Source organism: Microseira wollei NIES-4236, assembly GCF_020521235.1.
Classification (GTDB): Bacteria; Cyanobacteriota; Cyanobacteriia; order Cyanobacteriales; family Aerosakkonemataceae; genus Microseira; species Microseira wollei.
Genome location: NZ_BLAY01000037.1, coordinates 41,563 through 64,096 on the forward strand (window position 1 = coordinate 41,563; position 22,534 = coordinate 64,096).

At 44.6% G+C, this 22,534-nt stretch carries 20 protein-coding genes and 4 pseudogenes; 19 read left to right on the forward strand and 5 right to left on the reverse strand.

Annotation, left to right across the window (positions count from 1 at the left end; all coding sequences use genetic code 11):
* Window positions 1-60 precede the first annotated feature (60 nt).
* Complete coding sequence (locus MiSe_RS14155; protein WP_226580403.1) at window positions 61-876, forward strand: phycobilisome rod-core linker polypeptide; 816 nt, start codon at window positions 61-63, stop codon at window positions 874-876.
* Between the two features lie 131 nt (window positions 877-1,007).
* A complete protein-coding gene (locus MiSe_RS14160; RefSeq protein ID WP_226580407.1) occupies window positions 1,008-1,877 on the forward strand; it encodes a phycobilisome linker polypeptide in 870 nt (289 codons plus the stop codon).
* Window positions 1,878-2,014: 137 nt separating this feature from the next.
* Here MiSe_RS14160 and psbN read toward each other — a convergent pair whose 3' ends face one another.
* On the reverse strand, window positions 2,015-2,146 hold the full coding sequence (gene psbN / locus MiSe_RS14165) for a photosystem II reaction center protein PsbN (protein ID WP_226580412.1): 132 nt from the start codon (window positions 2,144-2,146) through the stop codon (window positions 2,015-2,017).
* Between the two features lie 85 nt (window positions 2,147-2,231).
* Here psbN and psbH point away from each other — a divergent pair, with 85 nt between their 5' ends.
* The 3 genes from psbH to pth all read left to right on the forward strand — a co-directional run bounded on the left by psbH (window position 2,232) and on the right by pth (window position 3,545).
* Window positions 2,232-2,435 carry a photosystem II reaction center phosphoprotein PsbH gene (gene psbH / locus MiSe_RS14170; RefSeq protein WP_226580415.1) on the forward strand — a complete coding sequence of 68 codons (204 nt, stop codon included), beginning with the start codon at window positions 2,232-2,234 and terminating at the stop codon, window positions 2,433-2,435.
* 170 nt (window positions 2,436-2,605) lie between these two features.
* Complete coding sequence (locus MiSe_RS14175; protein ID WP_226580418.1) at window positions 2,606-2,878, forward strand: TatA/E family twin arginine-targeting protein translocase; 273 nt, start codon at window positions 2,606-2,608, stop codon at window positions 2,876-2,878.
* Between the two features lie 10 nt (window positions 2,879-2,888).
* Window positions 2,889-3,545 carry an aminoacyl-tRNA hydrolase gene (gene pth, locus MiSe_RS14180; RefSeq protein ID WP_226580421.1) on the forward strand — a complete coding sequence of 219 codons (657 nt, stop codon included), beginning with the start codon at window positions 2,889-2,891 and terminating at the stop codon, window positions 3,543-3,545.
* Window positions 3,546-3,655: 110 nt separating this feature from the next.
* Here pth and rpsU read toward each other — a convergent pair whose 3' ends face one another.
* Together rpsU and MiSe_RS14190 are read right to left on the reverse strand one after the other, a co-directional pair.
* Window positions 3,656-3,835, reverse strand: a complete 180-nt coding sequence (gene rpsU / locus MiSe_RS14185; protein ID WP_190471310.1) for a 30S ribosomal protein S21 — start codon at window positions 3,833-3,835, stop codon at window positions 3,656-3,658.
* Between the two features lie 469 nt (window positions 3,836-4,304).
* Window positions 4,305-5,603 (reverse strand): Sll1247 family protein, encoded by a 1,299-nt coding sequence (locus MiSe_RS14190; protein ID WP_373872792.1) that lies wholly within the window; start codon window positions 5,601-5,603, stop codon window positions 4,305-4,307.
* Window positions 5,604-6,291: 688 nt separating this feature from the next.
* Between MiSe_RS14190 and MiSe_RS14195 the strand changes: the two genes are divergently transcribed.
* The 5 genes and pseudogenes from MiSe_RS14195 to MiSe_RS14215 all read left to right on the forward strand — a co-directional run bounded on the left by MiSe_RS14195 (window position 6,292) and on the right by MiSe_RS14215 (window position 11,682).
* Window positions 6,292-7,083 (forward strand): alpha/beta fold hydrolase, encoded by a 792-nt coding sequence (locus MiSe_RS14195; RefSeq protein WP_226580424.1) that lies wholly within the window; start codon window positions 6,292-6,294, stop codon window positions 7,081-7,083.
* Window positions 7,076-8,713 (forward strand): Mur ligase family protein, encoded by a 1,638-nt coding sequence (locus tag MiSe_RS14200; protein WP_226580427.1) that lies wholly within the window; start codon window positions 7,076-7,078, stop codon window positions 8,711-8,713. Before MiSe_RS14195 ends, MiSe_RS14200 begins: the two co-directional genes overlap by 8 nt.
* 355 nt (window positions 8,714-9,068) lie before the next feature.
* Window positions 9,069-10,247 (forward strand): D-alanine--D-alanine ligase family protein, encoded by a 1,179-nt coding sequence (locus tag MiSe_RS14205; RefSeq protein WP_226580430.1) that lies wholly within the window; start codon window positions 9,069-9,071, stop codon window positions 10,245-10,247.
* A 246-nt stretch (window positions 10,248-10,493) separates the two neighbouring features.
* Window positions 10,494-11,096, forward strand: a pseudogene (locus MiSe_RS14210) (Uma2 family endonuclease).
* Between the two features lie 34 nt (window positions 11,097-11,130).
* On the forward strand, window positions 11,131-11,682 hold the full coding sequence (locus MiSe_RS14215) for a 3'-5' exonuclease (RefSeq protein ID WP_226580437.1): 552 nt from the start codon (window positions 11,131-11,133) through the stop codon (window positions 11,680-11,682).
* Between the two features lie 106 nt (window positions 11,683-11,788).
* Here the strand turns inward: MiSe_RS14215 and MiSe_RS53795 are convergent, their stop codons facing one another.
* A complete protein-coding gene (locus tag MiSe_RS53795) occupies window positions 11,789-12,199 on the reverse strand; it encodes a helix-turn-helix domain-containing protein (RefSeq protein WP_444980495.1) in 411 nt (136 codons plus the stop codon).
* Window positions 12,174-12,347 carry a hypothetical protein gene (locus MiSe_RS14225; RefSeq protein WP_226580440.1) on the reverse strand — a complete coding sequence of 58 codons (174 nt, stop codon included), beginning with the start codon at window positions 12,345-12,347 and terminating at the stop codon, window positions 12,174-12,176. The genes MiSe_RS53795 and MiSe_RS14225 overlap by 26 nt, the downstream gene beginning before the upstream one ends.
* A gap of 190 nt (window positions 12,348-12,537) precedes the next feature.
* On the opposite strand from MiSe_RS14225, the pseudogene MiSe_RS14230 reads away from it, so the two are divergent.
* From MiSe_RS14230 to MiSe_RS14265, 9 genes and pseudogenes are all read left to right on the forward strand, one after another.
* A pseudogene (locus MiSe_RS14230) lies at window positions 12,538-13,081 on the forward strand (thioredoxin domain-containing protein).
* 19 nt (window positions 13,082-13,100) lie between these two features.
* Entirely contained in the window at window positions 13,101-13,655 is a 555-nt protein-coding gene (locus tag MiSe_RS14235) for an NAD(P)/FAD-dependent oxidoreductase (protein ID WP_373872793.1), read from the forward strand.
* A 543-nt stretch (window positions 13,656-14,198) separates the two neighbouring features.
* Window positions 14,199-14,545, forward strand: a pseudogene (locus MiSe_RS14240) (transposase); the annotation flags it as partial.
* Between the two features lie 1,711 nt (window positions 14,546-16,256).
* Window positions 16,257-16,460 (forward strand): hypothetical protein, encoded by a 204-nt coding sequence (locus MiSe_RS14245; RefSeq protein ID WP_226580444.1) that lies wholly within the window; start codon window positions 16,257-16,259, stop codon window positions 16,458-16,460.
* A 463-nt stretch (window positions 16,461-16,923) separates the two neighbouring features.
* Window positions 16,924-18,381: a glycosyltransferase gene (locus tag MiSe_RS14250; RefSeq protein WP_226580446.1), complete on the forward strand. Its 1,458-nt coding sequence runs from the start codon at window positions 16,924-16,926 to the stop codon at window positions 18,379-18,381.
* Between the two features lie 51 nt (window positions 18,382-18,432).
* The gene (locus MiSe_RS14255) at window positions 18,433-19,899 is read left to right on the forward strand and encodes a radical SAM protein (protein WP_226580448.1); all 1,467 of its coding nucleotides are present in this window, start codon (window positions 18,433-18,435) and stop codon (window positions 19,897-19,899) included.
* 436 nt (window positions 19,900-20,335) lie between these two features.
* A complete protein-coding gene (locus tag MiSe_RS14260) occupies window positions 20,336-21,169 on the forward strand; it encodes a class I SAM-dependent methyltransferase (protein ID WP_226580450.1) in 834 nt (277 codons plus the stop codon).
* Between the two features lie 238 nt (window positions 21,170-21,407).
* Window positions 21,408-21,530: a hypothetical protein gene (locus MiSe_RS50925; RefSeq protein ID WP_264196486.1), complete on the forward strand. Its 123-nt coding sequence runs from the start codon at window positions 21,408-21,410 to the stop codon at window positions 21,528-21,530.
* 115 nt (window positions 21,531-21,645) lie between these two features.
* Window positions 21,646-22,434: pseudogene (locus MiSe_RS14265) on the forward strand (RNA-guided endonuclease InsQ/TnpB family protein); the annotation flags it as partial.
* Window positions 22,435-22,534: the final 100 nt, after the last annotated feature.

Genomic DNA, 22,534 nt, shown 5'->3' on the forward strand with positions numbered 1-22,534 from the left:
GTAAAGTTAAAAATTCGTGAAAAAACTTGTTTACCAATCAATTGTAAGGGGAAAACAAACATGGCTGGCTTGCAAGAGGCAGGAAGATTAGGGATTAAACCCTTTGAAGAAACAGAACCCGTTGAATTGCGACCCAATTGGACTCAAGATGATGTCCAAGCTGTAATTTCGGCAGCCTATCGGCAGGTGCTGGGGAATGAGTACCTGATGCAGAGCGAGCGGTTAGTGAGTTCTGAGTCACTTTTGGTGCGGGGCGCGATCTCGGTGCGAGAGTTTGTCCGAGCGATCGCACAGTCAGAACTCTATCGCCAGAAGTTTTTGTACCCGAACTTCCACGTGCGCTTTATCGAGTTGAACTATAAGCACCTGCTGGGACGAGCACCCTACGATCAAACTGAGATTTCCTATCATTTAGATCTGTTCGTGTCCAAGGGGTACGAAGCTGAGATTGACTCTTACCTCAGCTCAGTAGAATATGACAGCAATTTTGGGGATAACATTGTTCCCTACTATCGAGATTTTAAAGTCGATCGCCCCGGACAAAGAGCGATCGGCTTTAGCCGTTCGTTACACCTCTATCGCGGCTATGCCAACAGCGATCGGGCACAGGGTCAAAAACAACCCCGGTTAACCTGGGAAGTAGCCAGAAATTTGGCAACCCCGATCGCTGCTCCTTCTCCCGGTGCGCTCTCTGGTGGTTTGGGTGGACCGCGTGGGGATGTCTACCGACTGCGGGTGCTACAATCTGCATCCCCCAATTCACCTGTAGTGCGGCAGTGTACGACTGAAATACTTGTTTCCTACGACCAATTGACGAATAAGCTGCAACAGTTAAGTCGTGCTGGTCGTAAGGTGATTAGTGTTACCTCTGTCTAGATTTGTAGGGTATAAAGGGTAATCTGCAATCGGTAATACCAGCAAGTTCTTACTGGTTACAGGTTACTCTTTGTCGCTCAAACCCACCCATTTTTAGCCATTCCATTAACAATATTGAAGGAGAATTTCAGGTGGCTATAACAACAGCAGCATCTCGCCTGGGAACGTCGCCGTTTAGTGATGCCGCTCCGGTGGAACTGCGTCCCAAAGCGAGTCAGGGAGATATTGAAGCGGTTATTCTTGCTGTTTATCAGCAGGTATTGGGTAATCCTCATCTCCTGACCTCTGAACGTCTTGTAATTGCTGAGTCTTTGCTGCGCGATCGCAAGATTACGGTGCAGGAATTTGTTCGTCAAGTTGCTAAATCGGAGCTGTACAAGCAGAAGTTCTTCTACAACAATTTCCAAAGCCGGACGATTGAGCTTAACTATAAGCACCTGTTAGGGCGGGCACCCTATGACCAATCGGAAATTACAGAGCATATGAATCTGTATCAATCCAAAGGCTTCGATGCGGATATTGACTCCTACATTAACTCACCAGAGTATCAGGTAACCTTTGGTGAAAATATTGTGCCCTACTACCGAGACTTTGTGACCACAGGTGTTGGTCAGAGAGCGGTGGGATTTCCCCGTCTACTACAACTTTATCGGGGCTATGCCAGCAGCGATCGCGCGCAGTTGATCGGCAATACTCCTCGATTGGTTAAGGATCTAGCTCGTAATACTGCTTCTGTGGCAGTGCCTCCTTCGGGTGGTGCAGGGGGCTTTGCTTTCCTACCAGCGATGAAAGGCGATGCTTCCTTCAGTGCATTTGGTGGATCAAAAGCTTTCGGGTCTGGTCGCCTCTTCCGGGTTGAAGTTGCAGGAATTAGTGGACCGGGCTATCCTAAAGTCCGCCGGGTTAACAAAGCCGTCATTATTCCCTATGAAGAGCTGACCCCTCATATGCAGAGAGTGCAGCGTCAGGGCGGTAAGATCGCTAGTATTACTCCTCTCTAGGCTTACAACTTCCGCCGATCGCTTCCCCAAAGAGCGATCGCAGCAAGTTTCTCCGCACCTTGACAAAAACCAAGGGTATAGCCGGATCTAGTGGCTATACCCTTTGCGTGCAGGCCAGAAAAATATGAGAAAACACTTTAATCTTCGTGATCTTCAAACGGATCGCGCAGCTCCTTTGCTGGTGGGCCAAACGCTGTATAAATCGTAAAACCAGTAATAGCAACGAGGATAGCGCCAATCGAAATGTTAAGAACTGTTGCGGGTTCCATATGTAAGGATAAATTATGAGTCCGATTCCTCTATAATATTACGGAACGTTACAAAATGGCGATAGAGATTCATTTTAGGTCACTTATGGCACAACGGACTTGGTTAGGTGATGTCCTCAGACCCCTGAACTCTGAGTATGGTAAGGTTGCCGCTGGTTGGGGAACCACTCCCGTGATGGCTGTTTTCATGCTGCTATTCTTCGTGTTCTTGTTGATCATCCTTCAGATCTACAACTCCTCGCTAGTGCTTCAGGACTTTACCGTAGGCTGGAACGGCCTTGGTCGCTAGGGCAGATCCCACCCTTGCCCCAGCCGCCGATGGATTTTCCCCTTTCCCGGCTAGTCCGGGTTTTTTTTGGGCTGTCGGGAGAGGGAAGATGGGGACTCTTCCCTGTGGGGGGAAAAGTCAGGGAAACGAAGTGTTATAAATAGTTTGAGGCGGTTTTTGGAGGGATTTTTGTGAATATTTTTGGCATTGGGCTGCCGGAGATGGCAGTAATTTTAGTATTAGCGCTGTTAATTTTTGGCCCGAAGAAGTTGCCGGAAATTGGTCGCAGTTTGGGTAAGGCAATTCGGGGATTTCAGCAAGCATCTAGCGAGTTTGAGAATGAGTTTAAGCGGGAAGCTCAGCAGTTAGAGCAAGCGGTCAAAACCTCCTCTCCGGTGAAATCTGCGGAAGTCGCGACCAATAAGGCAGAGAATAGCACGGCTAGCCCGTCTCAACCAGGTTAAGGAATCAAGTATGAAGTCGGCAGATACCGCACCTGCTTTGGTGATTCCCCAGTTAATTGTGGGCTTGGGAAATCCAGGATCTAAATACGAGCAAACGCGGCACAACGTTGGCTTTGCTGCGGTTGATGCCTTGGCGCGTGGGTGGCAAATTTCTTTATCGGAAAATCGCAAGTTTCAAGGCACCTTCGGGGAAGGAGTGGGGCCTGGGTCACAAAAAATACGCTTGCTCAAGCCACTTACCTATATGAATCTTTCGGGACAAGCGATTCGCGCGGCGATAGATTGGTATAAATTGCCACCAGAGTCTGTCTTGGCGATATACGATGATATGGATTTGCCCTTGGGGAAGATGCGGTTGCGCTTGTCGGGATCGGCGGGGGGACACAACGGGATGAAGTCAGCGATTGCTCACTTGGGTACGCAAAACTTCCCCAGATTGCGAATCGGCATTGGCAAACCTCAAACCCCAGATGCCAAAAACGATAAAGACACAGTTTCCTTCGTTCTCGGACGTTTTAGCGCGGGGGAAACCGAGATGATGGGAGAAATCCTTCAACTGGTGGTGGAAGCGGTGGAACTTAGCCTCAAGCAAGGCGTGGAAAAAGCCATGAGCCTTTACAATAACCGCACCGTTGCTGCCAAAGTAGGTACTAGGGGCGAAGCATGAGACCAGCTATATTTTTTGTCAAGGTGAAATATCTTTAGGCTCATGCTTAGTCCCTAAAGTAAAAATCTGAATTGATTAGCTATTACCGACTAGCGAAATTCAGCCACGCTCTAGCGCATACGTTTTTTGCGTCTAGCTGCGGTGGCTTTGCGCTTGCGTTTCTCTAGCGGGGTTTCAAAGTGCCGATGATTTTTGACATCAGCCAAAATCCCGGCTCTTGAGACTTGACGCTTAAATCGACGCAATGCAGATTCAAGTCCTTCATTTTCACCTAAAACCACTTGGGTCATTCTTGCTACTCCGCTCTACGACACATTAGTTAAGCCCTGACCCCATTCTATGGGGCGCTGGAAGCTACCGTTACAAAAGACTTACCCAAAGTTTGACAACTTTAGACCTTTCTTCCCGCTTCTACCCAGAAAGTCGGCTGCTTTTTTGTGCAAGACAAAACTTACTCAAATCAAGTATTTCGCTTAATTCGACGTTTGCTTCCTGTCTCAACCAAGGGAGTCGGCTCCTGCTTGTCCACAGGCGTAAATTCCGCGCTTGCCGCACGTACTCGCTCTCCACAGGGGTTGATTGGGAGGTAACCCATCCTGGTCAAAAGTTGTCAAGACTCTCCTGTGGGCGCTTCAGTTTTTGCTGACTTTAGACAACTTTGAAGAATTATAGCCAAAATTTTGACGACTTATTCAATCTGCCAAGAGGTTTTAGCCCTTGGGGTTGGGGTCGGCGTGGCTACTGGGTTACCCTTGACAGTTAGACCTGTCTGAGTTGCTTGAGGTAGGACAAGTCTACAGCACCAAAATGGATGCTGAGGGCAACATTTAAGTTTTCTAGGGATTGGATCAGCCACTTCACCGCATCGGTGCCGCACCCCTCGTAGTGGTTAAACAGGATGGAAAATCGCTTTTCCAGGTAGGGTTTTACTTTGCGGCAAATTAGCACAATTTTAAGTAAAAGACCAATTGTAAAATGAATGCCGGTGTTGGCAATTAGGTCAATAAATACAAAGTGTTGAGGCTGCTGGCGACTGTCTACCACCAAGAAGTTCAACAAATGGCTACAAGTTCTCAGCAGCAGGAATTCGTTAAATGGCTGGGAATCGTTGTGGGGCAGGATGTTTTGCAGGTGGTTATATAGGCGATGATTAAACTGACGCTTGCCGTAGGCTGGATCGATAGAGGAAACAAGGTAGGAATACAGTTCGCCCTTAAACGTGCCGAAAGAGGGCGTATGGCTGCTGTGAGTCAGGAAACTTTGGGCGAGATCCCGGTAGGTGTAGGAGCCTTCTACCTTGCCACTATATTGCTTAATCCCAGAGAAAAGTTCGCGATCGCTCAACAAAGTGGGATTTTTGACCGGCGCGATCCATGGTTTTACCGACACCCCATTATTTTGCACTCTCTGGTGACTTTGGCGCACCTGATAAGTGACGTACTGACTCAGATCGATTTCAAATTGCCGCTGCGCCTTGGCTTGCATTTGCCGGATAGCTTGTTGATGCTCGTAGGTACTGTCTTCGCTTAAAAGACAATGCTCGTACAAGTAGGGATAGCGACGAATTAACATGCCCAAATGGGATTTGCCATCGCCACTCCCGTCTGTTGTGCGATCCGAGATGGCATGAGATAACCGTCGTAGGGTTAAATACTGCTCGCTCTCGGTGAAAAGCTTTAAGAGTTCGTGCAAGCGCCTGATGGAGCGATAACGGGGAGAATAGATCCCCATACCCGCAGGGCGACTTTCAAACAAAGCCACCAATTCGGGAATAGCCGCTTGCAGTTGCGGTTGGATTTGCCAGCGGTTGATCAGAATATGGCAGCAGCGATTCAGGACATATTTAAATTCCTGCTCGGCTAGTTTAGAGTCGGCAATCTCGTCGAGTGCCGTCAAGATTTCGGCATTGGGATAGCTTACTCCATCAACGAACAAGCTGCGAAAGCGCTCGATCAGCTGAGGTGGAGATTCCACCTGCACGCAATGGAGCAGGTGTTTGTACAGCTTTTGTTCTTCCGGGCGGCTTTGCCGCATGTAGGTATCTTTCCAGGCAATCACTTTTGTTCCCTCTTCCTTACCTGGGCGTATATTCTTGCGCTACCAAAGAACTTACTTGCGCCATATCCTGTTATCGCTCTATCGGTTGGGTTTGATCGGGTTTGAGCAAGCAAAATCATTCCGAGCGGATGATGAATTGGCTGGCGATATGCCAAAGGCACGCTGCGCGAACGCAGCCGAATTAATCTGATTGCACCCTGTGACGCGCATTAATTACTTCTTGATACAACGAGGCTGATTTATAATACCCAGCCACCTCCTGTGAATTAATGCCAAATGTCCCTCATATCTTCAACTTGGACATTTTCTTCACCCTAACTTGACACTATAGCAGAAACCTGTGATTGGTATCACTGTAGTGCTATACAGTTTACCTTGCCCGATCTGACATCCCTGATGGGATCGATTGACTTGCTAGGTTCCATCCAGGTTTCCTAGTTCAACTCTAGTCCTTGATGGGCAATACCCCCTGTATTGCTTGTCACAATCTGCGGCTCTGTACTTCCAGAATTACACAAGCATCAGGGCTGCGTGTGTTTAGGCTGCGTGAAGATCCCAACAAAAACTCTAGATTTTCGGTAAAGATTCTGTTAAGTTACGAGCGACCCCCAAGATCGAACGGGGGGAAAATCGCTTACTTTACCTTGGCAGGTCGCCCCAGGTATCCCCCATAAGAAGGATTTAGAGCATGGATAAAGAATCTTTAAACGTTATTAAGTTTGGTCCAAAGGGAAATCCGATTTTATTGCTCCACGGTTGGGGACAAACCTTACAATCCTTACAACCGCTGGGGGAATTGCTGGCAAGGGAGGCAGAGGTTCACCTGATTGACCTTCCGGGGTTTGGTAAATCTGCCCCGCCCCCTCAAGATTGGGATACCATCCAGTATGCAGAACGGATTCTCCAGTATATGGATGAGCAGGGATTAGAGCAGGTGGACTTGCTGGGGCATTCGTTTGGTGGTAGAATATCCATCCGGTTAGCAAGTCGATATCCTTTTCGGGTCAAAAGTTTGGTTTTAATCAATTCTGGAGGACTGCAACGGCAGCGAAATTTCCCCCAGCAGATCAGAAGTCAATACATCAGAACGCTGCGGCGAGTGTTCGGATTGATACCAGTATACGGAGAAAGGTTGAAACAGTGGCACAGCGATCGCTTTGGTTCGCGAGACTACAAAAACGCTGGCATTCTGCGGGGGACTCTGGTTAAAACCGTCAACGAAGACCTCACAGAAGAAGCATCCCGCATCCAAAAACCGACGCTATTAATTTGGGGTGAATCCGATACGGAAACGCCGATAGAAATGGGACACAGGTATAAGCAAATCATCCCCAACAGCAAATTAATTTCCCTACCGGGACGAGATCACTTTCTATTTCGCGGCGAAGGATCGCACCTTTGTGCGTATTATGTCAAACAGTTTCTGCGAGAAATTGCGGAGACAGAGTCATCAGTTGAAAAGCAGTTAAGCCATGTTTGATTTAGACAGGGTATCTATAATAGCGATCGCAAGCGGCAGCATCTTATTTTTCCTGCGTCGTTCGTTGCGATACATGCGCTATTTCCAGCAAGAAGAATACTATCCGGATCGGTTTACCCGCTGGTGGCTGGAAAAACGAGCATTCGACTCTAGGGGAACCGTTGTAGCAATTACAGCCGGGTTGGCGACTTTGGGAGTTGCCGAGTTAAACCTACCGCTTTCCTTGCCTATAAGTATCGTTGCAGCGGCGATATTGGGAATCATCGCCTTCCGGGAAGAAGATCCGTGCAAAGTAGGCAAGCTGACGCTGAAAATGACCCAAAGGGTAACGCGGATCTACAGGGTAGCGCTGGTTATTTACACAATAGCAATTCTCCTAGTTGCTGCTGGGTTCTTCCACAGCGCCACACCAGTCGCAGTAGGTTGGTTTTGGCTGGTACAAATAATCTTTTTCCAGACAACATTTGCCTGGTTAATAGCAGCAAACGGTATTTTATGGCCTGGGGAAAAACGCATCCAAGATGGTTTTATGCAAGAAGCTAAAACTATTTTGGGAAAAGTCGATCCTTACGTAATCGGCATCAGCGGTAGCTACGGAAAGACCAGCACAAAATCGATTTTGGCGAAAATTCTAGAATGCGTCGAACCGACGTTTTGGCCTCCCGGAAGCATCAACACCCCGATGGGAATTACCCGCGAAATTCGGGAAAGATTGGTGCCAGAACATCATTATGCCGTAATTGAAATGGCGGCTTATAAACGCGGTTCGGTGGCGCGACTGTGTAATTTAACCCCACCCAAAGCCGGAATTATTACTGCCATTGGATTGATGCATTTAGATCGGTTTGGCAGTTTGGAAAATATTTATTTATCCAAAACCGAACTCCCCCAAGCCGTACCTCAAGATGGCATCTTAGTCTGTAACGGAGATAACGAAGGTGCGAGACGAGTCTGGGGCGAATTTAAAAAGCGCATCACGTTATTGTATGGTCTGGAATTAGATAAAGGCCATTTAGATTGCTGGATGACCGATATTCAACCTTCCGAGTCGGGAACCCACTTTACAGTTCATTGGGAAGGGAAAGAATACAAAGGGTTTACCAAAATGCTGGGTAAACCGATGCTGTCGAATATTTTAGCCGCATTTACAATGGCTTGCGCCTTGGGTTACGACCCAGAGTATATTTTGGCAGCAATTTATAACCTAGAACCGGAAAAACACCGCTTAAACTTGGTGAAAAACGGCGATGGGGTGTTACTGGATGATTCTTATAACTCGAATCCCACGGGTTTTAAAGCCGCTTTAGAGGTTTTAGAAGCGATTCCAGGCGGACGCAAAATCTTAGTCACTCCCGGCATGATTGAATTAGGAGAACTGCAAGAAGAAGAAAACAGCAAAATAGCCAAAGAAGCAGCCGGAGTTTGCGACTTAGTTGCCGTTGTTGGGGATACAAACCGCAAAGCGCTAGTTGAAGGATTGCGCCAAGGTGGGATAAAAGAAGAACAACTGCTACAGTTTGAAAATCGAGATAGTGCCTTATCCTATCTCAAGGAAAACCGTAAGGAAGGCGATGTAGTTTTGATTGAAAACGACCTGCCAGATCTTTACGAAGCTGCGGTGAGATTCTAATAAAGAATGTAAGTTGCTAGTTACCCTTGGGAAGTGGGGCTAATGGCTAATGGCTAATGGCTCATGGCTAATGGCTAATGGCTCATGGCTAATGGCTAATGGCTCATGGCTAATGGCTCATGGCTCATGGCTCATGGCTAATGGCTCATGGCTAATGGCTCATGGCTAATGGCTCATGGCTAATGGCTAATGGCTCATGGCTAATGGCTCATGGCTCATGGCTAATGGCTAATGGCTAGACAGGAAAAAATGCTATATTAGCAATTAGCAATTAGCAATTAGCCATTAGCAATCGGCAACGCCCTTGTTTATAACTAGCAATTAAATAGACATATATGGGAAGAGGGAAAATAGGATGAAAGAACAGATCAAAAATTTAGCAGTATTATTCGGCGGCAGATCGGTGGAACATGAAATATCCGTCATTACTGCACTGCAATTGATCAACGTTCTGGATGTGGAACGATATCGCCCCATTCCCGTCTACATCGCTCAATCTGGCAGGTGGTATACGGGGGATGCGCTGTTAAATAAGGAGTTATACAAAAAATTACCCGCTTCCCTCTCCCAAGTTCAAGAAGTGACGCTTTTACCTGTACCTCGGATTGGTGGATTAACAGTATTGCAGCCAAAAAAACACGGTGAAGTGATTCCGGTTGATATTTATTTTCTGGCATTTCACGGCACTTATGGGGAAGATGGCTGCATCCAAGGGTTGATGGAAATGGCAGATGTGGCTTATACCGGGTGCGGGGTGCTTTCTGCGGCGTTGGGAATGAATAAATATCAGTGTAAAACCCATTTAGCGGCGCATGGAATACCCGTTTTACCTGCGACGGTGGTGCATCGAGATGAAGGGAGAAAGAGTTTAACAGCAGTACGCGAGCGCATATTATCCACCCCTGGTTTAGAACAGTTTCCCCTATTTGTCAAACCCTGCAATCTAGGGTCAAGTATTGGGATTTCTGTAGCCAGCGATATCGCTGGTTTAAATGCGGCTTTGGTGAATACTTTCCGATACGATGCTCAGGCAATTGTAGAACCCTGCGTCAAAGATATTTTGGAAATCAATGTAGCGGTTTTAGAGGATGAGGAACCCGTTGCATCGGTGGTAGAAATGCCTGTATCGACTTCCGGGGTATTGACTTATGAAGATAAGTATTTGAGAGGCGAAGGCAATAAACAAGCAGGCGAATCTCAAGGAATGGCGAGTTTAACGCGAGTAATAGATCCAAAAGATTTGAACGTGGAATTAAAGCAGGCGGCGATTGAATATGCGTTGAAAGCATTTAAAGTTCTCGGTTGTTCTGGCGTGGCGCGAATTGATTTTATTATTGATTCGACTACAGATAAAATTTACTTTAACGAGATTAATACTCTCCCTGGGTCTTTGTCGTTTTATTTGTGGGTGAAATCAGAACCGCCGTTACTTTATACAGAGTTGCTGAATCGGATTATAGAACGCGCCGAAATGCGTCAGCGGACAAAGGTAGCGTTGCGGAGAAATGAGGGATTGAGGGCGTTGTTTAAGTAGTGCATGAGAAACCAGGTTTCTTTACTCCTTTCTCCTCCGAAAAATTACTTTGATTGAACCGCAAAGACGCGAAGAGCGCGAAGGAAGAAGAAGGAAGAAGAAGGAAGAAGTATTACCCATCTTTTCTTTTCTCTTACCTCTGCGTTCTCTGCGTCTGGAGCGGTTAATTAATTATCACTCTGCCGGTAGTGAGAAGATAGTATGCAAGCTAGAATTAAACTAGCAGTAAATCGACCTTAGCAGCTTATGGTTTCGCTTCAAGATTTATCGCAACGTTTACAAGCTGAAGATCCTGAAGAAAGGCAGATCGTCAGCGGCGTTAGTTGGGAAGGATACGAAAGTTTACTGGATGAATTGGGAGATAGTCTCCGGTATCGCGTCACTTATTTAGATGGAGTAATAGAACTTGTGTCCCCAAGTCGTCGTCACGCACGCAATAAAAGTAATATTGGTTCTTTAGTGGAAATTTACTGTCAAGAAAAGCGCATTCCTTATTTTCCTTTGGGTTCTACAACCTTTCGCAAAGAAGAAAAAAGAGGCGGTACAGAACCTGATGAATCTTACGGCATTGGAGAAGATAAAGAGTTTCCCGATATCGCGATTGAAGTGGTTGTAAGTAGTGGTGGACTTGATAAGTTAGAAGTTTACAAACCTCTGGGAGTGAGAGAAGTTTGGTTTTTCCAGAAAAATAAGTTTTAAATTTATAGCCTGCGGGAATAAAATTATGAAAAAATTGACCGCAGCGAGGTGCTGCCAAATTTAGATATGAACGTGTTAGCACAATATGCAGTTGCACCTAATCCCCTAGAAGCCGCCCTGGAATTTCGAGAAAATTCGTTCCCAGGCTGAGCCTGGGAACGAGAAATGTAAGGATGAATGTACCTTGGCTAAGAAACTAGATCAAATCCTTGTTATTGATATCGAAGCTACTTGCTGGGAGGGAAATCCACCACATGGAGAAAAGAATGAAATTATAGAAATTGGCATCTGCACTTTAGATATTCCTACGGGAGAAAGGCTAGAAAAAAGAAGTATTTTAGTCAAACCAGAACGTTCAAAAGTTAGTAAATTCTGCACTAAATTAACCACTTTAACTCAAGAGCAAGTTGACGAAGGAATTAGTTTGGCCGAAGCTTGTTCTATTCTTAAAGAAGAATATGGTTCTCAAGACAGAGTTTGGGCAAGTTACGGCGATTACGATCGGCAGCAATTTGAAAGACAATGCCAATATCGCCCAAATATCTATCCGTTTGGAACTAGGCATATTAATGTTAAAACTCTGTTGGCCATCATTTATCTATTACCGCGTGAAGTTGGCATGGCAAAAGCTTTAGAATTACTTGGTACGCCACTCGAAGGAACTCACCATCGTGGGGTAGATGATGCTTGGAATATTGCTGGGATTTTGTCAGAGTTAATTTTAAAAAGAAGATAGCAGAAACAGGACTTACCCAAATCACCTTTGTTTCTATGAAAAATCGTTGCTCAAACCAGAGATCTAAGAAGAAACTAAGGTGATGGCCTCCTGGTGCGTGGTTTCCCTAAGCATAATCTCGCAATACATATCCTACCCCGCGCACGGTATGCAATAGCCGTTTTGGATTGGTTGCCTCTAGCTTAATCCGTAAGGCACGCATCAAAACTTCCCAACCCGTTTCCGAGTTAGGTTCAAGGGGAGTGATTTGCAGCCAAGAGGAACTAATCAACAACTTGCGAACCAGCGGACAAATCGCCTGGAGTCGCAAGCGGTCATCGGCAATTCGATCTAATACATCTTCCACATCGGTCAAAAAGCGGTAAAGTCGGTAGGGATAGGAATGGGTCAAATCTTGATCGTGACTGGCAACCTCACAAGCATTGCACTGCCCATCATTTGTCACGAACCAGTCTTGTCCTGTCATATCGTTTCCGGTTGCATCTAAATGATTAAATTGGTTGCAGGGGCACGGCAAAAACCTTCTCGTTAGCAGCAAAGCTTATTGATGCCGTGCCCCTACATCGTAATAATGCCAACAGATCTGCTGACACATCCGTACTCAACTCTGCTCTAGCTAAAAAATAGTTGATACAGGACACAAAGAAACCGGAGGGGCACGGCAAGCATAAAATGTTCGCTGGAATAGAATATTTCGCCCGTTCCCTACACAGAAACAAAGGTGATAGGAGCGTCGTGCGTAAGTCTTTTGATATCAGGATGCCAATTTATATCATGTCCGGTTGCATCTTCAGGGGTTGCACTCAAGTATTGCCGAACCAGCAAAAATTTACAGTTTCTTGAGGAATTAATCACATGAAGATTCAAGATTTTTCCCGACTGGCAATTGTTTCGATTTTGAGTCTCGGAGCAGTTGTCAGTTGTTCAAACCCCGATGCGGCGAAAACCAACACATCTACTAATACCGGAACAGAAGTTAAGGCAAATCCCTGTGCATCAAAAGTCAATCCTTGCGCTTCTCGGGCCAATCCTTGTGCAGCTAAAGCTAAATCTGTAGGAGGCCCATTAGCTAAAGAACTTCAGGGGAACCCAGTCGTAGTGGATGTGTTTGCTAGCTGGTGTCCGGGCTGCAAGAATATTGCTCCCACGCTGTCGCAATTGAAACAGGAATACTCCGACAAGGTCAACTTTGTCGTTCTAGATGTAACAGAGCAAGCCAAACTCCAAGCAACAGCAACCACCGCCAAAAAATTAGGTCTGGGGCAATTCCTGGAAGCCACCAAGAGTCAAACTAGCACCGTGGCTATTGTTGACCCAGCTACTGTTAGCGATGTTCAAAAATAATCCCAATCAGGCTGACTACACCAAAATACTCGACGCTGCTCTGGCAAAAAATTAGTTTACTTAAGGATAATTTCATGACACGAATACCTCAGTCATCAACTGAGAATACCGCTAACCAACGTTTTAAAGTGTCAAAAAAATGGCTAGTTTACGGTGGATTGGGATTGCTATCTCTGGTTGTGGTTCTAACCTTGGGTCCCGTAATTAGTCATCCTATTGAACGGGTGATTTCCATCGTAGAAAACCATTATCAGCAGGTCAATTTTAAGCAGCGCCCGTTGGCGATCGCTTCTACAGAACAGGTGGTTCAAACCCACGCCGTCATCATCTGTACCGGCGCAACTGCCAAACGGTTGCATCTTCCCGGTGAGGAAACGTTTTGGAACAATGGTATTTCTGCCTGTGCAATCTGCGATGGGGCAAATCCATTGTTCCACGATGCCGAGGTTGCCGTAGTTGGCGGGGGTGACTCTGCTGCTGAAGAAGCTTTGTACCTGACGAAATATGCCCGGAAAGTTCACCTGCTGGTACGGCGCGATCGCCTGCGAGCATCCAAAACCATGCAGGATCGACTTTTCAACCACGATCGAATTCAAATTCACTACCCAACAGAGCCGTCCGTAAACTAGTCTGGATTTTCCTCGCCGCCGGAGGCTTTGGCTTCGCCATGCATCCAGCACGGCAACTAGAATCTCAAGAACCACTAGCCCAGAAAGCCAGAGTCATTTGGGGCAGTGCGTGGCTGCCACCAGAACCATGTTTTGCTGCCAGAGTTGCCCTTACCTTTTTGACTTCAGGGTCACCCCGGAATACAAACAGTTGAGGTGTAAGAAACTGACACCTGTAGAAAAACGCGGCTCTCTGGTAAGCCAGTCATAAATACAACACAAATAAGAGTATAATTACGGGGGGAAGCGAGAAACGATCTAACCCAGCATCCACAGCGCTAGAGTTGCTTTCTTTGCCGAAAAATGAGAAAAAAGGGCGTGAAAAGCCCATTAAAAGCAAGAACGATGCCAACAATTCTTGCCCAAGCCCAGCAATTAGTTTATATCCTACTGTCGTGAATGCCTTCCCCATATCAACGAGAAAATCTTCCAGCCATGTTGGGGTTTTGAGAGGCTCAAAGGCATCCCTTACCCCAACACAGCCAAGCTAAATCTGTATGTAAACGGGGTCAGCAAGTCCGTTTAGTCGGTTTGAAGTTTCCCGTTTCAGTATCCTGGTACTACCTCAAACGTGATAACGGTCAACTGGAAAAGCGATTTGTTCTTTCTACCAAGCCGCTCAAAGTTAGCACGATTACCTGGTGGGGAAAACAGAGATGGCAGATTGAAGGTTGGTTCAAAACCGCCAAGCATCGCTTTGGTTTACACCGTTTTGGTCAAGGCTCTCTTCTGGGAGTTTATCGTTGGTTGGTACTCTCTCTAATTGCTTATCTTTTGGCACATTGGGTTATCTATCCACCAACTCTACAGATTTACCTGACTGGGAACAAGCTGCACAAACCGCGCTTGAATTTATTTGACCGCAAATTTTTCTGTTTCTCTTTTTACTTGACTTGGAACGAATAATTACTCTAGTACGGAGTGACGGTTTTGACATTTATGTTTCCAGGTGCCAGCTGAGGTTTACTAAAATTTAATTGCATTCATGAGTTTTTCCTGCTAATCTTAAACTCAACATGATGGAAGTGCAGTTTGATGGGTGAAATAGATCACCTGTACCTCCCTTGTTTCCTATTCCCTGCTAGAGTTTCTGGTTCGATATGTTTGGCAGTAAGTATGGCGGTGCCACAAAAGCGCTCGCCAATCAGCTAAAAGATAAAGCATCAAAGCTTCGATTCATAACCTTCTAATCAGAGGAGTTGTCAGGAACCTCAGCCTAAAGGCATGAGGCTTGGAAGAGAAATCTAACAAGCCATCCTGACCAGCCTAAGACTTTCCTTGTCTACGTTTTTTGAGTCACGACACCGGAGAATGCGTAGCTAGTTCCCTGCTATGTCATTTGCAGTTAAACAGTTTTAAGGTCACTGAAACAGTGCTGCAAGTATAACAAGCTCTTAAAACATTGGCCTTGCTAACTTTACCCCGAAAGGGAGGCTCATGGCGAGCAAAACACTATGTGTACAGGGTGGCAAGATTTGAGGCGGTAACTGTCCCGCTGAAAGTACAACACAAAAGTACACCGATTCAAGCAACCCCAAGGCAGTAGTGGTAACTGTAAAGCCGTCCTATAAGGACGGGGTTTCTACCCATTTTTCTGATGAAAGGAGGAAAGGTGGTAAGGTAATCCGTGACGTTGCCTAATAACTGGTCAATGACTAGAAAAGTTTGTAACAGGTCTTTTAGAATGTTTGAAAAGTAAGAAAGCTTCTTTTATAGCGCTTTTCGACTGAGTGAGGTACACCTGGAATTTAAAACTGGGTGACAGCAACATCCTGCATATTGAGTCGTACTTCATCCCAAGGCAAACCGCTATAATCTTACGAATCGTTGCGTGAGTCAGTGGAATGAAGTTTAGCCATCAATAATCGCTTTTAGGTATGGTTAACAAACCCTGCGGAATTCCCCATCTGCCTGTGCGGTGGGGATGGATAGCAGGGGAAAAATTAGGGTTTCTTAGCCCCTAATTTTTACACTATACCTGAGTGACCTATTCTGAATAGATATTTTATATGTAAAAAAAAATCTTTCATGAAATAAGCAGGCGCTAAAGTAAAATTTTGTAAAATATTTGCTAATGCAAAGAGACCATGTTAGAGTATTCCAGTGATTGATTGAGTTAGGCAAACAAGTAAAGGAGGTGAGCAACGCATGGCAATAAAAAGGCAGACATTTGGACTGTAACCGAACAAGCAGCAAGAGAATAAGCTGTTAGAGGGAGGTAGAAACAATGCCTGTCTTTATAATGCTTGTGTTGCGCATCGTCGTTATTCGTTTCGCTCGGACAAAAAAACCGTTACTTATTTTGAACAGCAGAACTGTTTACCGGCATTCAAAAAAGAATGGATTGAGTTCGATCAGATGCATTCACAAGCAATGCAAGCCACAGTAAAGCGCGTTGATTTAGCCTATGGAGGATGATTTCAAGGATTAAGAAAGAAACCTAAGTTTAAGTCGATTAGCGACTACTCCGGGTGGAATTATCCAGCTACATATGGCTGGATAATAAACAGCAAAGGCAGGCATGGAAGCGTTACCTTAAAAGAGCTGGGCATCACCATTAGGATGCGCGGTGAAGCAAAACAATGGGGCGTTACTACTACCTTGACTATTGTTTACAGGCGGGGTAGAAACCAGTGGTGTGCATCGTTGAGGATTGAAGTTCCTACGCCGGAAACTAAATTCGGTTCCGGGTCGGATCTGAAGCTCGAATCAATAGTAGGTTTTGATTTAGGAAAGGAGACGGCATTAACCCTCTACGATGGTTGATGCTACCTACAAAACAAATAAAACCATGACAGCGCTGCCCTAATTGTGGAACAATTCACAAAGATTGGGCAGAGTTATCAAACCGCGATCGTGTTTGTGATGAATGTAGATTTGAAACGCCTGGTGACAGAGGCTCGGCAATGGTTTTATATAATGTTGCAACTCTCTTCGCAACCGGGGCATTGAACTACCCTCGTAGACTACGGATGTCTTAGCTCTACCAATTCGACAAGTAAGCGCAAGCATACTGGCAAGGGTGCGGCAACTGGGGCAAAATCCAAGGTTGCCGGGGAATCAGAAACCCCGTCCGACAATTGAGGCGGGGTAGTTCATCAGCAATTTGTGGCTGAATTGTTATTAGGGGATATTTTTCGATAAAATTCTTCAAGAAACCTAAGAAACAAAAGAAATCAGTAGATTGGCAGGTAAACAAAAATAAACACAACCATGTAAAGGGGGAAAAATGGCTATGAATACGATGAAATCTAAGTCGGTGTATGGTATTTCTTTTGATGGAGTTTGTATTTCTGGAGTCACCGCAGAATATATTAAGTTGACCAGCTATTTTCAAAAAAGTGGATATAAAATTTACCTGGACTTAGGTTATGATATTAAAGCAGACAAAGGGAATTTTTTCATTCCCTATACACAGGAAATGGAGTACTTGCCAGACTGGATAAATTTAGAGCGTCTTGCAAGTATAAGCAAAATACCTGAATATAATCCTATTGTTGTAGAAAAGCTTCTGAGTGCTATTTGCCAAGATTCAGATTTGGCTTATAATTCTCAAGATTGGCGCTTAGTAGAAGAGATTTCTGAATCCATTTCTCAATTATTAATAGAGAAATGGTACTCATTAAATGTGGAAATAGTGATTGTTGAGAATGGAACTCTACCAGAGAATATTATTTTCACAAAAGCAGTTTATAAAGCAATAATCAAGTATGGAGAGCAAAGAAAATTAGGAAAGTATGCGTTCTGGAGAGATCATGATTTGATGTGGTTTAGCGAGGTGGATAAATACGGCGAGCGAGCCATAAAAATTGCTGTTAAACCTGTAGGGTCAAAATATATACATCATGTTGTATTGCATGATGCGGCCAAGAAAAAAATGATGAGTTGGTCTAAAGATACTGATTTTCATGTATTACCAAATTGCTTTAATTTTTCGCAGAAGTTAAGTAAAAACGTGAAATTCAGGAAGGACTATAATATACCGCATGACGCAATCGTGATTGCCCGATCCACAAGGCTGATCCGGCAAAAAAGAATAGATAGAGACATTTATATCACAGCAATGCTAAATCAGCAGCGTCTGGAATCAAAAGAAAAAGAAGTCTACCTGTTCATAGCTGGCAAAAATAATGAAGACAGGCAGGAGTACGAAAGATTAAAGAAAATGTCTCATGCTCTGAACGTGGAGGATAAAATTATATTTGGTGATGGATTAAAACCTTTAGAAAATTATTTCAAAATCGCCGATGTGGGAAAAAGTAAATATGGCATCGGAGATCTGATGGCTCACAGTCAATTGAGTTCGTTTCTGACAGCATTTGGGTACGATGGCTATGGAAACCCGCCAGGAGAAGCGATCGCCTCCAAAGTTCCCTTTATCAGCACAAATTATGAACTTTACGATAGTGTCTACGGAGTAGATACTTATAAGACAAATCTGCTTGAGGTGTCGAAGGATAAGGATGATTTACCATCGCATCAGTACATTAATGAAGTCAACAATTTGCTGAGAGATGAGAGGAGGTGCCGTGAAATAGCTAATTATAACTATCAGGTGGGTATTAAAAAAATATCTACCATCACTTTTAAACAAAAATTACTTGAATTATTCCCAAACCACCTGTCTTTAGATAAGATGGCATCTAGGGACATACTTTTGCCGTCAGAAGAGGAAGTGCTTGTATAATTCAGGTAACAGACAAACAATGTAACTCATGTTGTAGGAGATAGTTGCAAAATGGAAGTAGCGTCTAATCAAGCCAAGAATTGCTCTCAAGCCTTGAAATCTCTCAATACATTCGATGCTAATTATCCACCAGCCAAGGTTGTTGAGCTGCTGAACAGAGAAGAAAATGTAAAATTGTACAACTACATCACCGAAGATCCTTTTGGCGCACATCATTTTCCGGGGACAACTGCATTGGAGGTATCGGATTTTCATTTCTATGTAAATGAGGAATTGGAAAAAGGAGAAGAACTGTTTTTATGGGCGTATATTCCTTTGTGCAATTACAAATGCTATTATTGCCAGTTCCCCGTGGTGTTGCAATCAAGCGATCCAGTCAATGCACAATCTAGAGCGAAGAGTTGGGTGGACTATAACATTAAAGAAGCCATCTTATGGCAAGAAAAGATTCCCAAATTAAAAACGGCACCAATCGGTGAATTTTGCCTGTTTGGAGGAACACCCACACAAATACCTATGGAGGAGTTGGGTCGATTAATTGATTTCTACAAAGAAAACTTTAACTTTACCCAGAACTCAACTATTCGCGTAGAAGGAAGTCCAGACAGCCTGACTCAAGAGATGCTCGAGTTTTTATATGAAAAGGGCTGTAGAAAGATCTCATACGGAATACAAAGTTTTAATGATGAATTGATTAGTTTGTCAGGACGTGGCCATTCAGGGCAACAAGCAATAGATACGCTCTTGAATGCCCGTAAAATAGGCTTTGAGAGAATCACAGGAGATCTGATCTATGGTTTAGTCAACCAAACTATATCGGATTTTGAGAAAGATGTTAAAACAGCCTTGGAATATCAGTTTGATACAGTGGTGACGACCAAACTCCATCTAGGCGCCTACGAGAAGACAGGTACAGCTATATCCGGTATCTCACCTGCCAAATGGCAAAACAGCGAGTATAGGGAGAAATTAACTTTGAAAGGTTTACGTTGGCCGACATTAGGTGAGCAATACCAAATGAGAGAATTGGCGGTGAAACTCTTTGCTCAAGATGACAGATCAGAGTATCCGACCATGTATTTTCAAAAAAAAGCAACCGGCGCGGAAAGGTGGAAATCCCTTCAGGTAGATCAGAATCGGCAAAACGTTGAGATTGGCATCGGTCTGGGGGGCAGTTCCCACTGTGCCAAAGCAAGTGGAGTTGTGGAAGTGAATCCCAAGTTTTACCAAGCAGCGATTGAGGAGGGAAAAATACCGCTTACCGTTAAAGGCTACGATCAAAGCTCCCAGGAGGCAAGTTCGATCAGAAAATCGCTTTCTACCTGCCAGCCAGTATTCAACTCCTATCATGTCAATCGCTTTCCAGAGGGCAATCTATTAAAAGGCCACTGGGGTAAAGTCTTCCGAGATTTAGAACGAAGAGAATTGCTTTCGATTGATGAGTCAAGCGAGTCGATAACGCTGTCACAAAATGGGAAAACACTTGTAGAAGCGATAATGAACACGGAAATACAATAAAAGTCAACACCCAAGCAGTCAGGCGAGGGGGTTTCTAGAGGAAACCCCTCGGCCTGTACGGGCGATGGCGCAGAGGTTAGTACCTTACGCACTGATGTTAGAATTTAACAATTCTGTAAGGAATGTTAGGTTTAAATGTTGCACTCAGAACCAGTGCAAGCCAAGCATCCAGATTGTAGATGGAGTTAGAGGTGATTTGGTGAATCTGCCTTTTGAGCAATAGGATCGTGGACGCTTTCTGGTGCAATCGCAAATGATCGCTGCGATCTATTCCAAAAACGTCGCCTGAAACCCGCATGATGGCGTTGACTGACAAAACTTTTCGGTCTACTGACAGTGATTCTTAGGCTATCGATGCTCAATACTCAAAACTTTTACACACAACCAAAAGGCAATTATCCACCACCATCTATCTTAATCACTCAGGGAGATTTCTATGACCAATACAGCTCAGCTCAATGAACATAAACAGCAGGTAACATATGGTTTTAATCTAGCCGCAGCAGGCTACGACAGAGCGGCACTGCGGCACCTGCCAAACTGTGCCAAGCAACTTGTGGAATTGGCAAGGTTACAAAATGGGCAAAAGGTGCTGGATATTGCTACAGGGACGGGAACGGCGGCGATCGCTATCTCCAGTAAAGTTAGCTCTACAGGTCAAGTTGTTGGGATCGATCTTTCCCAAGATATGCTGGCACAAGCACAGCAAAAGATTAAGACAGCAGAGATAACTAATATTGAGCTACGACAGGAAGATGCAGAAAAACTGAGCTTCAGCGACAATAGCTTTGATGCTGTAATCTGTGCGTCAGGCATTTTCTTTGTGCTTGATGTGCTAGGTGGATTGCGGGAATGGCAGCGTGTCACCCAGCCAGGTGGAATAGTCGCATTTTCTAATTTTGGTGAGACTGCTTTCCAGCCAATGGTTGAAATATTCTATGCACAAGTCAAAAATTATGGTCTCCAAATTCCATCCGCATGTGGATTGGTTGACACATCAGAAACATGTCTTAACCTCATGCATAGGGCAGGGTTTGAGGACATCGAAATCCAGACTAAGCAACTAGGCTACTATCTAGATAACACAAATGAGTGGTGGGAGCTGCTTTGGAATAGTGGCTTTCGGATTGAGCTGTCGCAAATCTCAGAGGAGAAATTAGAGCAGTTCAAAGCAGAACATTTGGCAGAAATCGAGAAACTCAAGACAGACAGAGGTCTTTGGCTGGATGTGGAGACTATTTTTGTCATGGGGAAGAAACCAAACCCATAAAGGTTGTGTTGCAAAAACTTATTGAGGAAAGAAATATTCTTAGAACCAGCCCTTTCAAGGTGTTGTGTTATTAGTTGATTGATTGTTTGTTTTAAGCTAATAACGCAAGTTGCTAGTTATAAACAAGGGCATTGCTAATTGCTAATTGCTAATTGCTAATCTTGGATTTTTACCAATTTCGCCATTAGCCATTAGCCATTAGCCGCTCCCAGAGAGATAACTAGCAACTTGAGTTAATATGAACATCCTGATCCTGTTGGCGAATTATTTCTTTATGTCTGAAACCCCGATTATAGCGTTGTCTGATTTACCTAAAGTAGCACGGGAGCATGAAAGCCGCCGCGATTTATCCGGTGGATGAAATGCGACAAGGGCTTATTCATTCGCCGTCAATATTGATATTAACTTTTGTGTTTAGGAGGCATTGTTGGCGCTAAACAATAGTACAATTAAACCAGGTCGAAATAAGAAGCGCCATGATTACATACGAGTTAAAAATTAAAGGAAAAGCTCCGCAGTACCGAAGAATAGATGAAGCAATTCGGAAATGCCAATTTATCCGCAACAAAGCAATTAGATTTTGGATGGACAATCGTGGCGTTAAATTATTTGAACTGAGCAAATTAAGTGCAGTCTTAGCCAAAGAGTTTGAATTCGCCGCCCGACTTAACTCGCAAGCAAGACAAGCGGCAACCGAAAGGGCATCCTTCTCAATCTCTCGGTTTTACGAGAATTGTAAATCCGGGAAGCAAGGGTTAAAAGGGTATCCAAGGTTTCAGAAAAACAACCGTTCCGTTGAATATAAAACCACGGGATGGAAGTTGTCAAAAAACCGCCAGTGGATTGACTTTACCGACTCCAACGGTATTGGCGCACTCTTGCTCGTTGGCACTCACGATCTGCACTATTATCAAATCGACCAGATTAAGCGCGTCAGGATAATTCGGCGCAGCGATGGATATTACGTTCAATTTGCAATTGAAGCCGAACGTAATATTGACATTAAACCAACTGGTAAAACCATTGGTTTGGACGTTGGATTATCTGCCTTTTATACTGATTCCCAAGGGAACAAGGTAGAGAATCCCCGTCACCTGCGTAAATCGGAGAAGGCGTTAAAGAGGTTACATCGTCAAGTTTCCAGAAAGAAAAAAGGTTCTCGCAATCGGAAGAAGGCGATTAATCGATTGGGACGCAAGCATTTAAAAGTTTCCCGCCAACGTAAAGACTTTGCTGTTAAGACGGCATTGTGCGTAATTAAATCTCAGTGCGATTCGTTCAGTCGAAATCCTATTGGAGAGATGACTGGCTTCAGTAGAGTAACCCAACAGGGTAGAGTGAGCACTTCAATCCTCTACTGATGAC

Coding starts and splice junctions, on each gene's coding strand:
- MiSe_RS14155 (WP_226580403.1), top strand. CDS start 61: ATGGCTGGCTTGCAAGAGGCAGGAAGATTAGGGATTAAACCCTTTGAA.
- psbN (WP_226580412.1), bottom strand. CDS start 2,146: ATGGAACCCGCAACAGTTCTTAACATTTCGATTGGCGCTATCCTCGTT.
- psbH (WP_226580415.1), top strand. CDS start 2,232: ATGGCACAACGGACTTGGTTAGGTGATGTCCTCAGACCCCTGAACTCT.
- pth (WP_226580421.1), top strand. CDS start 2,889: ATGAAGTCGGCAGATACCGCACCTGCTTTGGTGATTCCCCAGTTAATT.
- rpsU (WP_190471310.1), bottom strand. CDS start 3,835: ATGACCCAAGTGGTTTTAGGTGAAAATGAAGGACTTGAATCTGCATTG.
- MiSe_RS14195 (WP_226580424.1), top strand. CDS start 6,292: ATGGATAAAGAATCTTTAAACGTTATTAAGTTTGGTCCAAAGGGAAAT.
- MiSe_RS14200 (WP_226580427.1), top strand. CDS start 7,076: ATGTTTGATTTAGACAGGGTATCTATAATAGCGATCGCAAGCGGCAGC.
- MiSe_RS14205 (WP_226580430.1), top strand. CDS start 9,069: ATGAAAGAACAGATCAAAAATTTAGCAGTATTATTCGGCGGCAGATCG.
- MiSe_RS14235 (WP_373872793.1), top strand. CDS start 13,101: ATGACACGAATACCTCAGTCATCAACTGAGAATACCGCTAACCAACGT.
- MiSe_RS14245 (WP_226580444.1), top strand. CDS start 16,257: ATGCGCGGTGAAGCAAAACAATGGGGCGTTACTACTACCTTGACTATT.
- MiSe_RS14250 (WP_226580446.1), top strand. CDS start 16,924: ATGGCTATGAATACGATGAAATCTAAGTCGGTGTATGGTATTTCTTTT.
- MiSe_RS14255 (WP_226580448.1), top strand. CDS start 18,433: ATGGAAGTAGCGTCTAATCAAGCCAAGAATTGCTCTCAAGCCTTGAAA.
- MiSe_RS14260 (WP_226580450.1), top strand. CDS start 20,336: ATGACCAATACAGCTCAGCTCAATGAACATAAACAGCAGGTAACATAT.
- MiSe_RS50925 (WP_264196486.1), top strand. CDS start 21,408: ATGAACATCCTGATCCTGTTGGCGAATTATTTCTTTATGTCTGAAACC.